Genomic DNA, 15,226 nt, shown 5'->3' on the forward strand with positions numbered 1-15,226 from the left:
AGTCGAATGTATTTATCGCCACTGCAATTAAGTAGCAACTCTCAGATTTTGATGAGTGGCGATGTAGTTGTGAATGAGGGTGCGGCGATCGCCCCTGGAGCAATCCTGCAAGCAGAGCCCGGAAGCCGGATCTCGATCGCCGCCGGTGCCTGTATCGGTATGGGAGTTATCCTTCACGCCCGTGAAGGTACTCTGGAAATCGCGGCGGGCGTAATTCTGGGTGCAGGGGTGCTGGTGGTAGGTGCGGGAACGATCGGGGAAAATGCCTGTATTGGCGCCGCGACGACCCTAATCAATCCTTGTATCGACAAAATGCAAATTATGCCAGCAGGTTCTCTAATGGGAGATACCAGCCGCCAAGTCGCCCCAGAACCAACAGCAGAACCAACAGCAGCAGCGCCAACAGCAGCGCCAACATCACCAGAAACCCCCGAAGCCACTACGCCACCAGTCGATCGACCGATCGAGCCGATCGAGCCGCCACAACCCGCCCAAACACCGCCTCAAACTGCGCCGGAGACTGCCCCAGAGCCACCGGAACCCACCACCGCAGAGCCGCCCCAACCAGGGGAAACGCCAACTATTCTATATGGCCAAGCTCACATCAATCGGCTGTTGGGGACGCTGTTTCCGCACCGGCAAGCTTTTAATCGATCGGAGGAAAACGGCCAAACTCTATCGGGCGGTTCCGGGTAGCCGTCAATCGATTGCGCGATTTTCGATTTTAGATTTGAGATTGAAGCATTGACTTGCGCGAGATAAATTCGGGGTTCCTTTATGGGATACAGGTTTTTTATTTCTGGACGGATGAATCACGTGGCGGGTATCCTCGATGCTTTCGGTCATTTCGGCAAAAGCCAGCTATGCTAAAGGCAGAAAGATCAAATATAAATAGGTAATCTCATATTATTGGTAGCTCAGCAATTTGTCAGACCTTGCAGCAGCAATCAGTGTCTTGTAGCTCGTGCAGTCTGTCTTCTCATCTGAGAAACTATAAACTATCAACAAATTTTTATTTTGGGAAGTTTCTAAGGGTAATAGAAGATGGACGGACAAACAGATCGTAACAGTCACCAAGAGCGATCGCAGCGCCAGGAATACTTCAAAGACACTGCTTTGGGTTTGGTATCGACCAAGAGTTTTCCGGCAATTGTCGGGACTGCTGACATGATGCTCAAGTCGGCAGGAGTGATTTTAGTAGGATACGAAAAAATTGGTTCCGGTCACTGTACCGCGATCGTCCGGGGCAGAATTTCGGATGTGCGTTTGGCTGTGGAAGCTGGAGCTCAAACTGCCGAACAGTTCGGGCAGTTTGTTTCTAAGTTAGTGATTCCTAGACCTTTGGCTAATTTGGAAGTGGTTTTGCCGATCGGCTTTCGGCTGACTGAACTTTCGGAAAAAGGCAGTTATTCTCGGCTTAGCAATCAGGCGATCGGTTTGCTCGAAACCCGCGGATTTCCGGCAATGGTCGGTGCTTGCGATGCTATGCTCAAATCTGCAGACGTACACTTGGCAGCTTACGAGAAAATAGGCGCCGGCTTGTGTACGGCAATTATTCGCGGTGCAGTTGCAGATGTAGCAGTAGCCGTAGAAGCCGGGATGTACGAAGCTGAGCGAATTGGCGAGTTGAACGCGGTGATGGTAATTCCGAGGCCTTTGGAAGATTTGGAACAAACTTTACCGCTGGCGAGTTGCTGGATCGAGCAGCGTAAACCTGTGATGATGCCCATGTCGGTTAAGGAAAAGGAACAAGAATTGATCGAACTTCCAGATTTGGAGAAATTGAGAGTTTATGTGGAAGAGGAAATCAATCGGTAATTGGTAATTAGGCAACAAAAGTTTGTAGAGACGTACTGTCGCAAATACTGAGACGAAATTTGTCAAAAAAATAGAGAGTTTACTCGGTAGGACTGCTGGCAACAATTTATACTGAGTAGCGGTCTCAAACTTAATTTGCCGATCTAGCCGATCGTCGCTGCATCAAGAGACACCGAGCACCAAGTAAAACTAGACTTTTGAGAGCAAGTCGATCGAGTAAACAATCGAACTGACTAATAAGTAAATCCAGCCGACGTGCAAAGCCTTTCCACATGATTTAACTACTGTTAAAATAAACCAAAAATCCTGTTTACGGTAGATTGCCCGGAATCATTCAAGAGTTACTCTGACCGCAGGTGGATGCTCTTTCAACAGATTAACGGCTGTCGAACTCAAAACTGACAGCACAGGAATCAACCCCCAGAATCAAGCACTCCTGAAAGTTGACCTATGAACCTCAAACAATTTTACAAGCGCGGTTTGCACAGCGCCAAGAAAGGAAACTATGAAGCGGCGATCGACGATTTCGATCGCATACTGCAACTCAATCCCGCCGATGCCAAAGCCTATAACAATCGCGGCTTGGTGTATTATTACATGAAAGACTACCAAAAAGCGATCGCAGACCTCAGCCAAGCCCTAGATATCAATCCTAATTTCTTCGAGGCTTACCTGAATCGAGGCAATGCTTGGCGTCATCTCGGAGAACACGACAAAGCCATTGAAGATTTAAACTGTGCTTTAGCAAATAAGCCTAACAGCCACGCTATCTACAACAACCGGGGACTGGTACTTGCTAATTTAGGAAACTACGAAGAAGCAATAGAAGACTACAATCGAGCTCTCTCTATCAATTCCAACAATTATAAAACCTATTACAACCGGGGGCGCGCTTACTACCTTTTGGGAGAAAAAGAGGCAGCAACGGAAAACTTTAACGAAACGCTGCGGTTGAATCCTAAATATATCAAAGCTTACATAAATCGAGGTCTCTGTTACCACCAACTAGGAGACAATACGCAGGCGATGGCCGATTACAACATTGCACTCGCCATCGATCCACAAAATGTTTATGCCTATTATAACAGAGGTTGCGTTCGCTATAAATTAAAACAAATGCAGCTTGCAATTGAAGACTTTGACCAAGCAGTAGAACTCGATCCGAACTATGTTAAAGCTTATCTCAACCGGGGTTTAGCGCTGTATAAACTTGGAGATGTTGCGGCAGCAAATAAGGATTTTTACCACGTAATGTGCATTAATGCTGAAGCTTATGTATACTACCAAGCCCAGCGGTGCACGCCTGATATTAATTCATACTTCAAGGAAGCGCCGCAGGTGGAACTTAATAATGCTGCGGAATACTACAACACAACATTAAATACGATGTCAACTTCCTTAAGTTCTGCAGCATTAAACGCGGTCTGGAATCAAGAAGATTTGGAGAACAGAGACTCGATTATCTGTGAAGGTGAATTTATTAATGATTGATTTATTCAGTAATCAGGGAGCTTGCGTACTTAGTCGGCTAAAATGTTACAATAATATCTCATTTTAGCACACGATCGGGAGCATCTCATATTTGTAAAAACACTTCTTCTGGCTCCTTCCTTCTTCCTCTTCCCTCTTCCCTCCTGCCTCCTGCCTCCTGCCTCAAAACTCCAATTTCTAGCGGAGGCCTGCTTTCATTGAGATGCTCCCACACTAAGTATGGAAGAACCATAAACATTAACTGAAACTATTCCATAATGCCATTGAAGATTTTAAGTTCAGCCGTTCTCCGGCAAGGGCAACTTCAATTTCCGTTTAACACTTGAACAATTGAATCAGTAAGTTCCTGAAACCTTGCTCTCCCAAGCCGCCCGACAGCAGCAAGGGCTAGGTTCTCTTCTATATGTTTTGGCGCTTTCATCCCTACAAGGGCACTCAGGAGGCCAGGGGCGCTGCGGGTATATTGGAGCGCCCGCTGGCAGTCTGTCCGCAAGCTTTCGCCAAAGGCAGAAGCAATCTTTTCTGGGATCTGACCGATAACCTGCGCTTCACAGATCGACCTACTGGCGATCGCCCAAATGCCTAAGCGATCGGCAGCTTCCAATACTGAGACTTGTTCTCCTTTGATTGTTTGAGTTGGGCTTAGCACAGCTTCCGGCATCCCCATATTCAAAGGAAGCTGGATAAACCGAAACCCATCCTCTTTGTTCCCAGCTACTTCGCGAGCAATGGACTTCGCACGCGCCAGATCGATATGGTACTTTTCAGTTGGAGGTACGCGAAAAGCATTCCAAGTTGCCACACCGTAATTAGCAATTTTTCCAGCTAAAACCGCACCTTCAAGTACCTCAAAAACCTCTCGCAACCGATTGTAAAAAATATCGGGTTCAACTTGAGAAAGTAGCTTTTCTGGATTGTGAAGATAGTAGACATCGATTGTCTCAATGCCGAGGTTGGCGAGGCTCCAATTAAGCTGATCTTGAATGTATTCTGGGTGGATGCAGTAACGCTCCTGGGCCAAATCTGCCATGCTGATAGTAGAGTTGTTTGGCTCGACGTACTGCTGATAAAACCACTCTACATGGTTGGGAGTTGGATGGGGAACAACGCCGCCTTTCGTACAGATAATTAGTTCATCCCTTGAGGCTTCTCCCGATTCCAGGAGACGGCGGATAGCCTTTCCTACGCTCCGCTCTCCGTACTGGTAGCGGTAGTTAATTGCTGAGTCAATTAGGTTGGCACCCCGCCGAACCGATTCCACTACAGCTTCCGCCACCAGAGTGTCAGTATACTCATCTGGTTCCCCAAGGTAAGTGCCAATTCCAATCGAGCTGGCCACAAGCGAACCAGTTTCTCGGAAGTGATCGGCTGCACAGTTTTTGTTGTGCCGTTCCCTGTAACGCCGCGTTCCTTCTGCGGTAGCTCTGCCTGCGATCGCGATCGCATTATTATTTCCTAAGCTAACATTCATTAAGTTTAAGCCCTCCTTCATTGAAAATTTTCCTCAAAGTGACCAAGGTAGAAACGCGATCGCTCGCGCCTCTACATTTTTAGACCAGATGTTTGGGAGCCTCTATTAACTGGCGATCGACAAGATAGGAAAAATAAGTCCGAAACAAACTCGCATCCGCTTGCGGGCAGATAATGTCCGTTCCAGAAAGTCCCTTCAACGCATTCTGGCAATCAAATTGCAGCGTCGCAGATTTAGCCATGTCTGCATCAGAAACTTTTTCGGAAAAAAGACCGACAAGCGGGTACAAAGCATGAGCGGGAGAATTTCCAGCGCGATTGATTATTTCTGCTTGCCAAGTCTCAGACGAAACTCGTTTGATTGGATAACCCATTGAGCAAATCCAGCCAAGCAATTCGCTCATTTGAAAGGACTGAGTGTTGACTAAATGAAACGTCTTTCCGAGCAATTCTTTTTGGCTCGAAAGATGAACGATCGCTCCGCTCACATAGTCAACAGGCGCTACATTCATCAGCTTATCGTCATCGGGTGCACATCCAAGTTGCACGCAACCAGCGATTAACCTGTACAGTAAATCACTGGGATTGCAGGCCCCTGTTTGGCTGTCCCCAGAAATGCGACCTGGCCTGTAAATGGTAACAGGAATGCCGCGATCGCGCGCGACCTCTACTAACTTTTCTGCCACCCACTTAGTCTGAGTGTAAGCGCCTTTGAGACCCTCTCCCGGAGTGAGTTCGTCCTCCTCTCGCACGTGCTTAATCCCAGATTCTCCCTTTGCCGAAAAAACGGAAATAGTAGAAATTAAATGGACTGGTTTTAGCTTACTTTGACTCGCCAATCTCAGAACTTCCTGCGTCCCCAAAACGTTAGCCGGTTTGAGAACAGAGTAGGGATAAGTAAACTTGACAAACGCGCCATTGTGGTAAATGACATCAATTTTACTGGCTAAAACTCCGAACTGCTCCTCGGAAAGCCCCAAAAGTGATTGAGACAGATCTCCAGCAATTGGGATAATGCGATCGCTGCTGCTTTCATCCCAAATTAAATAGGATTCGAGGCTGCTTTGAATCCGCTTTTTAGCTGATTCTGCATCGGCAGAACGGACTAGGCAATAAATTTCTGCTTGAGTTTGTTGCAAGAGATCGCGGAGTAAAAAGGCTCCCAAAAAGCCCGTCGCCCCTGTTAAGAAAATGCAAGCTGGTTCAGTTTTTGGCTCGCTCAATGGAGTTGCAGGGCGAATTGCCGGATCTAAAACAACTTCAGCATTAATATCGAAACTTGCAGTGCGATCGCCCGCTGTGTTGCCCCCTTGCTGCATTTCGATTTTTTCAGCTAAACCAGCTACAGTAGGAGCTTCAAACAAAACGCGCAAAGGCAATTCCACCTGAAAACATTCTCGCACTTTGGCTAACAACTGAGTAATCAGTAATGAGTGTCCCCCCAAGTCAAAGAAATTGTCGTGAATTCCTACCTGTTTAAGGTTGAGAAGCTGGCTCCAAATTTCGGCAAGAATCTCCTCAGCGGGAGTGCGAGGGCCTACAAACGTATCTGTAAAATTGGCTGCTACGGACGGTGCAGGAAGCGCTTGACGGTCTATTTTGCCATTGGGAGTCAGTGGCAGCGCTTTCAGAACCACAAAAGCAGAAGGTATCATGTATTCGGGCAGTTGTTCTTTGAGGAATGAACGCAGGCTTTCAATTAGTTGTGAGTCCTGAATGCTGGGTTTTGAGTGAGAAACAATATAGGCGACTAAACGCTGATTTCCCGGTTCATTTTCTTGAAGTAAAACGGCTGCCTCGCGTACAGAGGGATGATGAGACAGCCCCGCCTCAATTTCTCCTAATTCAATGCGGAAACCTCGCAGCTTTACTTGGCGATCGACGCGATCGATAAATTCTATATTTCCGTCTGGCAAATAGCGAGCTAAGTCGCCAGTTTTGTAAAGTCGAGTTTCCGGTTCCTGATTCAATGACTTGCAAATAAATTTTTCTGCGGTGAGTTCTGGTTGGTTTAGATAGCCGCGAGCCAATCCCGCACCAGCAATATATAATTCACCGGCTACCCCTACAGGAACCGGCTGCAAGTGCGAATCGAGCAAATAAATCTGCGTGTTGGGTAGTGGGCGACCTAAAGGAACTGTCTGGGAAATGCGATCGCCTTGCATTTTTACCTGATAAGTCAGCACGCCTACAGTTGTTTCTGTCGGCCCGTAATGGTTGAAGATCGAGCAGTCTGGATTGTATTTCTGAATTGTTTCAATTAAATTCCACATCAAAGGCTCACCGCCGAGAATTAATCGCTTTTTCGGTAAGATTTGCGCGGGGTTAGAAGCGCTCAACAAAGCTTTTAAGTGAGAGGGAACAATTTTCAAACAATCGATAGAATGTTGCTGAAAATAAGCCGCAATTGCTTGAGGATCTGTTGCGCGTTCTTGAGAGATGATGTGCAGGCATCCACCCGAACACAAAGCGGGAAAAATAACAGTGTGTCCTAAGTCTGCTGCGAAGGTAGAAACGGTGGCATAATTGGCACCTGATGGCAGGTTTAATTTTTCCTGAATTCCGTGCAGGTAATTGAGCAGTTGCCGATGTTCGATCGCGACTCCTTTGGGGGTGCCGGTGGAACCGGAGGTATAGATAATGTAAGCTAAATTTTCACCAGAAGCAGAGACGAAAGTAGTAGGAGAAAAAGAGGGAATGTCTGTATCTAAGCAGACGATATGTGCCTGAGTTTCAGGCAAATTTTTGATGAGATGCTGTTGCGTTAACAGCACTGGAGTCTGAGCATTTTGCAACATCAATGCTAGACGCTCTTTGGGCATGGCTGGGTCGAGCGGTAGGTACGCGCCACCTGCTTTGAGGATGCCTAGAATTCCAGCGATCGCCTCTAAAGAGCGATCGACGCAAATGCCGACAATCACCTCTGGCTTGACACCTAATTGTTGCAAGTAATGGGCGATTTTGTTAGCGCGGGCGTTGAGTTCGCTGTAAGTAATTTGCTGATTTTCACAAACAGCAGCTATACGGTTGGGCGATCGCTCTGCTTGTTCTTCAAAGAGCTGGTGAACACACTTATCGAGCTGGTAATCTGCTTTTGTGCTGTTGAATTCTACTAATAATTGATGTCTGGCGCGATCGCTCAGCATTTCGAGCTTGCCGATTGCGGTTTGTGGGTTGCTGGCTACACTTTGCACCAAGGCGTAAAATTGCTCTGCCAAACACCGGATACTGTTGTCTGCCAGGAAGATAGGATCGTAATAAAACTCAGCGGCGATCGAGTCATTTTGGCGGTAGCAAGAGAGTTTAACTTTGAAGCGATCGCAGCACGCATACTGCTTGTAAATCGAAAAAAATACGCCACTAGCCGAATGCTTTTCGAGTTGTTCCTCAAACTCGAAACCAAATGGAAAGCCGGAAGAGTTGCCTAGATATTCGTGGGAAAAATATTCCTGATACTTGTATGCATCGCGTTCTTCCTGCTGAATTTGCTGCAAAGTTTCCGCGAAGGAAAAGTTTTCTGTTAGTTGGCTACACAGCGGTAAAAATTTGGCAAACAGCCCAAGCGCTGGCTCTAGTTCTTCGTATTTTCGACCGTCGAATGCCACGCCAACAGTGAGCTCTGATTGGCCAATCAAGCGCCAGAGCAAAATTTTCCAGCAAGCGAGCAAGAATGTAGAAAGTGAGGTGTTGTACTGGCGGGCGATCGCTTCCACTTGAACCAGCAAAGCTAACTCTAATTTGACCTCAAAAGCTTGGGGAGTAAATTGAGCTGGCGCGTTAATTAATCTATTTTCAAACGGCAACCTTAAACTCGCTAGCGCTGAAAAATTATGCCCAGTCCAGTATTCTTTGCCCTCCGCCGCTTCCTCATCTTCTAGCAATTCATTTTGCCATTCGGAAAATTGAATGTATTGCACAACTTCATCGGTAATTTCTTCGCCGTGAAGGCAGGCGGCATAGCACTGGCTGATTTCTTGAACCAGATTTTTTAGTGTGCGACTATCGGCGCACAGTGCGGGCAAACTAACCAGTAAAATATGCCTCTCAGATGAAAGTGTAATTAAAGACAAGTGCCAAACCGGATTGCGCTCGAAGTTGAATAAAGCGCTCTTTTCTTGCTGAAAAATCTCTTCTAGTTTGGCTTCTTGCTCCTGGGGAGTCACTTCACTTAAGTTAACCCACTTCCACGAAACAGAGCTATGTTCGGAGATAACTTGTATTGGCATTTTTAGCCCGGCCTTTCGCTGAAAGCTTGTGCGGATAATTTCGTGGCGATCGCTAACTTTTTCTAAAGCTTTCTTGAGGTTATCAGTTTGAAGACTTCCCTCGATCGAAATAGCGGATTGAATGCGGTAAGCAGGGCTGTCTTGCTGCAAAAGCCACAGATATTTTTGCTGGGGTGAAAGGCGAAATCCATTAATTGTTTGCATTGTTCCTCTTTATCAAAGCACTACTTTATTCTCGTTACATTTGCCTGGAAGAGATGATATTATGCCCGATCGATTGACCATAATATCCCGGCCGGGCGGGTTTTTGAGATTGTCAATTATTGGCAGATATTGTTGGTGAACCCGCCCCTACAGGAATCAGGCTAATCGACCGGACATGATATGAGAGGGAATTAAATTCCTGATTCAGGAATCATTTCGCCCATCGCTACAACAATTTTTCGCGAACCGATAAATGGATTGCGACTGTGAGCGGCAAGCATATTATCTAGCATTAAGATGTCTCCTGCTTGCCAGGGAAAACTAACAGCAGCTTGCGCGTACACTGCCTGAATTTCTTCCATTACTGAGTCTTCAATAGGAGTGCCGTCACCGTAATAAACATTGCGGGGGAGGTTCTCTTCTCCAAAAACAGAGAGCAAGGAAGCGCGGGTTGCCGCATCTAAGCAGGAAATGTGGTGCAAGGGAAGTTGATTGAAAAATACCATTTCTTTGGTTTTTGGGTGCTTGGCAATTGCAGGGCGAATTTTGCGAGTTCTCAAATTATTTCCTGCTTTCCACTCAAATTCCATCCCAGCTTGTCGGCAGTATTCCTCAACCACAGATTTGTCTTCTGTTTGGAAAAAATCTTTCCAGCTTACATCCAGTCCGTCTGTGTAGTTACGGACGTACATAATTTGCTTTTGGGCAAATTTTTCTCTGAGTTTCGGGTCTAGCAACTGGTAAATTTTACGGCAGTCAACAATCGGCGTTTCTCCGCCTTGTTGCGCTGGCTGAACGCAGAAAAACCAGATTTTCATCGGCCAGCGGTGCAGGTGCGAACTCTCGCTGTGAAATAAGATAGCTTTATCTGCTGGGTAAGGAGTTGAACCGTAAACTTTTCCGCTAACTCCTTCGCGTGGCAAATCCCCGTACTCCCCAAATAATTCCGAACAAATTGAGAGTGCAAACTGCTCGAATGCGGAAACCACAGGGCCGGTGAACCCTCGAAAAAGAATCCCTCCATGCTGTAGCAATTTTGCTTCTATAAATTCGCGGTTATTTTTCGCCCAGTCTGCGAGATCGACATCGGCTACTGCGGGTTTTGCCACTAAAGGAAAGAGTTCGTCGGGGTGCAGGTACTCGGTTTTTATCAATTCGCCTTGCGGCAAAGCCACTGGCTTCGGCTTGACGCTTTTGAACTTACTAAAATTGCTTTTTTCACGCTTTAATTCTTGCATGGCTTGTTTCTGCTTCTGGGCTTCTGTGAGTATTTCTAAAGTGTTCAAACGACTGTCAGGCTGCGCCACAATGCTGCCGAGGAGGGTTTCAAAGCGATTTGACATTTGAGCGATCGTCTCTCTGTCAAATAGGTCGGAATTATACTTCCAACTGCCGACAATTCCTGTCTTTGTTTCCGACACAAATAGCGCCAAATCAAATTTAGCCGTGCCGCTATCAATTTCAACCGGGATTAAAGTTAAACCCGCCATTTCTAAATTCGGCATAGGCGCATTTTGCATGACGAATAAAACTTGAAAGAGCGGTGTTTGACTCAGGGTGCGATCGGGACGCAGTTCTTCTACCAGTTTGTCGAAGGGCAAATCTTGGTGAGTGTAAGCTTTTAATGTCACCTCGCGGACTCGATCGAGCAGTTGGCGAAATGTAGGATTGCCGCGCATATCGGTTCGCAAGACGAGGATATTGACAAAGAAACCAATTAAAGCTTCTGTCTCAACTTGTGTGCGGTTTGCCAGGTCAGTACCGACGACAATATCTTCTTGATTTGTGTAGCGATAAAGCAGCGTTTGAAGTGCTGCCAACAACGTCATAAATAAGGTGACATTTTGTTGCCGACTAAGTGCGTTTAGCGCTTCTGAAACTTGCCAATCAAGCTGGAATTCTTGAATCTCAGCTCGATCGCTAGAAACAGCAGAACGCGGTTGTTTTGCTGGCAATTGCAGCGGGGGCAAATTTTGACCCAACTGCTGCTTCCAGTCAGCGAGTTTTGCTTCCAAAACTTCGCCTTGCAGCCAGTTTATTTGCCAAACAGCATAGTCTGCGTACTGTACAGAAAGTTCGGGTAGGGGAGAAGGTTTGCCACTGCAGAAAGCTTCATAAAGCGCCGCCACTTCCCGCACCAGTACCCCCATCGACCAGCCATCAGCTACGATGTGGTGTACTGTCACTAACAGCAGGTATTCTGTCTCGTCAAGATGTAACAATGTGACGCGCAGTAACGGCCATTTTGTGAGGTCAAAAGGCTGTCGCGCTTCTTCAGCGGCGAGTCGCATTGCCTCGGCTTCTCGTTCAGCTTGCGATAACTCTCTTAAGTTTACGATCGGCAATGTGAAATTTAAAGATGAAATAATAACCTGAGCGGGTCGTCCTTCCACCGAATTAAAAGTTGTCCGCAATGCTTCGTGTCGCTTGATAATCTCCTGAAAAGTTTGCTCTAGAACCGCTACATTGAGCGCCCCCTTCAAGCGCACGGCTGCTGGGATATTATAGGCAGGATTCCCGGGCTGCAATTGGTCGAGAAACCACAGTCGTTGTTGTGCAAAAGAAAGGGGTAATTCTTCCTGCCTTGACGCAGGCTTGATGGGGGGTGCTTTCAGTTTTTGATCGGCGCGATATTGCAAGAGGCTTTCGGTGACTGTTGCGACGGTAGGCGATTCAAAAAGAGAGCGCAAGGGTACTTCAATTTGAAAAGCTTCTCGCAGGCGAGAAATCGCCTGAGTAGCCAGCAATGAATGACCTCCCAATTCAAAGAAGTTATCGTGAATTCCCACTCGCTCTAAACCGAGAACTTCCGCCCAAATTTCTGCTATTAATTGCTCGTCGGGAGTTCGAGGCTCGGTAAAATTGCTCTCTAATTCGGCTGTGTTTGTGTCAGGTGCTCTTAGCGATCGCCGATCGATCTTTCCGTTAGGCGTTAAAGGCATTGCTTCCAGCAGCACAAACGCTGACGGCATCATGTACTGCGGCAGTTTTTGTTTCAGGTAAGAGCGCAAATCATTAATAAGTTCTGAGTCTTGAGTTTTGAGTGCTGAGTTAGCAACGATATAAGCTACTAAACGCTGGTCGCCCGGATTGTCTTCTCGAACCAGTGCGATCGCTTCTCGCACGGCTGGGTATTGGCTGAGTACCGCTTCAATTTCGCCTAATTCGATGCGAAATCCGCGAACTTTCACCTGGTTGTCGCTGCGCCCCATAAATTCAATGTTTCCATCTGGGAGATAGCGAGCCAAGTCCCCGGTTTTATAGAGGCGTTCTGAAAGAATAAACGATGAAGAATTAAGGATGAATGAAGCATGAGTTGGGTCTTCTGCAAAGGGGTTAGGAATAAACTTCTCTGCGGTCAGTTCCGGTCGGTTTAGGTAGCCTCTAGATAAGCCGGCACCGCCGATGTGCAGTTCGCCAAAAACGCCAACGGGAACCGGCATTAAATAGCGGTCTAATATGAAAATTTGAGTGTTAGCGATCGGGCGACCGATGGAAACTGATTCATCTTTGCGATCGACCTGATAGAGAGTTGACCAGATCGTGGTTTCTGTAGGGCCGTATAAATTCCACACAGAAGCGCCGCGCAAAAGCAACTGATTGGCGAGATGTCGGGGTAAAGCTTCTCCCCCGCACAGTATTTTTAATTGATTGTTTCCCTGCCATCCTGCTGCTAAAAGCATTTTCCAACTGGCTGGAGTAGCTTGCATAATGCTTGCGCCAGAATTTGTTAATGTTTCTAAAAGCTTTTCGCCGTTAGATGCCACTTCTCGGCTGGCTACAACAACGCGAGAACCTGTTGTAATAGGCAGGAACAGTTCCAGCGCTGCAATGTCAAAAGATAAGGATGTTACTGCTAGCCAAACATCGCCGTCTGCGATCGCGAGTTGTTGGCGCATAGAACTCAAGAAGTTAACGGCAGAGGCGTGGGAAATTTGCACTCCTTTGGGTTTACCTGTTGAGCCTGAAGTATAGATGACATAGGCTAAATTGGAGGAATTTTGTAAACCCACGAGTGGCTCGTCGCCGCTCGATATGCCTTCCAAATCTGCGTCCAGAAACACGAGGGAGGCGCTATTTTTGGGCAGGGTTTCTAATAGCTTTTTCTGAGTGAGTAACACTGAAATTTTCGCGTCTTCCAGCATGAATCCCAGGCGCTCTGGTGGATACGCTGGATCGAGGGGAACGTAAGCGCCACCAGCCTTGAGAATGCCGAGAAGCCCTACCATCATTTCTAGGGAGCGATCGACATAAATTCCCACCAAAACTTCTGGTTTGACACCGATTTTTTGCAAGTAACTGGCGAGGTTATTTGCTTTTTCGTTCAGTTCCCGGTAAGTCAGATGTTCATTTTCAAAGACGACTGCGATCGCATCCGGCGTCCGCTCTGTCTGCGCTTCAAATAGTTCATGTATGCACTTATCTTGCGGAAAATTCGATTGAGTATTGTTCCACTCGAACAGCAGTTGCTGCTGTTCAGGTTTCGTCAAGATTGGCAAATGTGAAATGCGCTGTTCGGGATTGGCAGCTATACTTTCTAGTAAGGTTAGAAAATGTCCGGCTATCCGTCGTGCAGTGCTAGCATCAAACAAATCTTGGCTATACTCAAGCGTTGCATTAATACCCTCTAATCCTTCCTCCAAGTCAAGCGCTAAATCAAATCTCGCCGTTTTCCGTTCTATTTCCAAACTGCTCAACGTCAATCCTGGCAATTTTATCTGCGGCGTCCGAACATTTCGCAGAGAAAACAACACCTGAAATAGGGGATTATGACTTAAATCTCGTTCGTGGTGTATAATTTCTACCAGTTTCTCGAAGGGCAAATCCTGGTGGTTATATGCGCCGAGAGCTACTTCTCGCACGCGGCCCAGTAAGTCTTTAAAAGTCGGGTTGCTCGACAGATTGGTGCGGAAAACTAAGGTGTTAGCAAATAAGCCAATTAATTCCTCGATTTCGCGTCGGTTGCGGTTAGCAATGGGGGAGCCGACTAAAATATCTTCTTGCCCGGTGTAGCGATAGATCAATGTTTTAAACGCTGCCAGTAGCGTCATAAATAAAGTCGCTTTTTCCCGCTGGCTTAATAGAGTCATTTCCTCTGCGATCGCCTTGGGAATGGTGAATTTATGCACCGCACCTCGGAAGGTTTGTACTGCCGATCGCGGGCGATCGGTTGGCAAATTTAGTACCGGGAGATTCCCTCCGAGCTGTTTTTTCCAGTAAGCAAGCTGCGTCTCTAAAACTTCTCCCTGCAACCACTGGCGCTGCCAACTTGCAAAGTCTGCGTACTGTACCGACAGTTCGGGAAGGGGAGAAGGTTTGCCAGTGCAAAAGGCTTGATAAAACGTGGCGAGTTCCTGGATGAATATTCCCATTGACCAGGCATCGAAAATGATGTGGTGCGTACTCAATAGCAGCACCCAGTTGGAATCGCTCAAGTGCAGCAATTTGGCACGCAATAAGGGTGCTTGTGAGAGATCGAAAGCAAGCTTTGCTTCTGCGGCGATTAACCGTTCAACTTCGCGCGATCGTTCAGTTTCAGGAAGCGATCGCAAATCTATTTCTAAAATTTGCAATTCCAGATTGGAAGCGATCGCCTGAACGGGTTGGCCGTTTATTGTCTTAAAAGCCGTTCGCAAAACTTCATGACGCTTGACAAGTTCGTTGAGACTGCGATCGAGAGATGTCGCGTCAAGTGTTCCCGTCAAACGCACGGCGGCGAGGATGTGATAGGTAAAGTTGCCGGGATTTAGTTGCTCAAAAAACCACAATCGCTGTTGAGCAAACGACAGAGGAAAAGTGTTAGACTCTCGACTTTGAGGCAGAATTTTTTCTAGCGAAACGCTTTCTTTTTTCTGGTTGAGTCGCTGCAACAGCAACTCGCGCTTTTGGGGAGAAAGAGCCGCGATGCGTTCGATTAAATCACTCATTTTCTGACAAGCGAATTTCAAAGGTGGTACAATGCCCCGGATTTATGCGTGGAATCAATCCCAAATCTCAAATCTCAAATCCTCAAGCCC

Annotated in this window: 6 protein-coding genes; 3 read left to right on the forward strand and 3 right to left on the reverse strand. The window is 46.9% G+C overall.

Annotated features, from left to right (window positions below; genetic code table 11):
* The first annotated feature begins 6 nt into the window (after positions 1–6).
* The 3 genes from QT984_RS19260 to QT984_RS19270 all read left to right on the forward strand — a co-directional run bounded on the left by QT984_RS19260 (position 7) and on the right by QT984_RS19270 (position 3,309).
* Positions 7–696 (forward strand): carbon dioxide concentrating mechanism protein, encoded by a 690-nt coding sequence (locus QT984_RS19260; protein WP_333374674.1) that lies wholly within the window; start codon positions 7–9, stop codon positions 694–696.
* Positions 697–1,044: 348 nt separating this feature from the next.
* The gene (locus QT984_RS19265) at positions 1,045–1,818 is read left to right on the forward strand and encodes a BMC domain-containing protein (RefSeq protein WP_333053461.1); all 774 of its coding nucleotides are present in this window, start codon (positions 1,045–1,047) and stop codon (positions 1,816–1,818) included.
* Positions 1,819–2,268: 450 nt separating this feature from the next.
* A complete protein-coding gene (locus QT984_RS19270; protein ID WP_333053462.1) occupies positions 2,269–3,309 on the forward strand; it encodes a tetratricopeptide repeat protein in 1,041 nt (346 codons plus the stop codon).
* Between the two features lie 304 nt (positions 3,310–3,613).
* Here the strand turns inward: QT984_RS19270 and QT984_RS19275 are convergent, their stop codons facing one another.
* The 3 genes from QT984_RS19275 to QT984_RS19285 all read right to left on the reverse strand — a co-directional run bounded on the left by QT984_RS19275 (position 3,614) and on the right by QT984_RS19285 (position 15,136).
* Positions 3,614–4,801: an aldo/keto reductase gene (locus tag QT984_RS19275; protein ID WP_333053463.1), complete on the reverse strand. Its 1,188-nt coding sequence runs from the start codon at positions 4,799–4,801 to the stop codon at positions 3,614–3,616.
* 58 nt (positions 4,802–4,859) lie between these two features.
* Entirely contained in the window at positions 4,860–9,209 is a 4,350-nt protein-coding gene (locus QT984_RS19280; protein ID WP_333374677.1) for an amino acid adenylation domain-containing protein, read from the reverse strand.
* Between the two features lie 191 nt (positions 9,210–9,400).
* The gene (locus tag QT984_RS19285; protein WP_333374679.1) at positions 9,401–15,136 is read right to left on the reverse strand and encodes an amino acid adenylation domain-containing protein; all 5,736 of its coding nucleotides are present in this window, start codon (positions 15,134–15,136) and stop codon (positions 9,401–9,403) included.
* Positions 15,137–15,226: the final 90 nt, after the last annotated feature.

Origin of the sequence: Microcoleus sp. Z1_B2 (assembly GCF_036700325.1) — a bacterium.
Classification (GTDB): Bacteria; Cyanobacteriota; Cyanobacteriia; order Cyanobacteriales; family Microcoleaceae; genus Microcoleus.

Excerpts from the sequence above, each read along its gene's own strand:
- QT984_RS19260 (WP_333374674.1), top strand. The coding sequence starts at position 7 with ATGTATTTATCGCCACTGCAATTAAGTAGCAACTCTCAGATTTTGATG.
- QT984_RS19280 (WP_333374677.1), bottom strand. The coding sequence starts at position 9,209 with ATGCAAACAATTAATGGATTTCGCCTTTCACCCCAGCAAAAATATCTG.
- QT984_RS19275 (WP_333053463.1), bottom strand. The coding sequence starts at position 4,801 with ATGAAGGAGGGCTTAAACTTAATGAATGTTAGCTTAGGAAATAATAAT.
- QT984_RS19265 (WP_333053461.1), top strand. The coding sequence starts at position 1,045 with ATGGACGGACAAACAGATCGTAACAGTCACCAAGAGCGATCGCAGCGC.
- QT984_RS19270 (WP_333053462.1), top strand. The coding sequence starts at position 2,269 with ATGAACCTCAAACAATTTTACAAGCGCGGTTTGCACAGCGCCAAGAAA.
- QT984_RS19285 (WP_333374679.1), bottom strand. The coding sequence starts at position 15,136 with ATGAGTGATTTAATCGAACGCATCGCGGCTCTTTCTCCCCAAAAGCGC.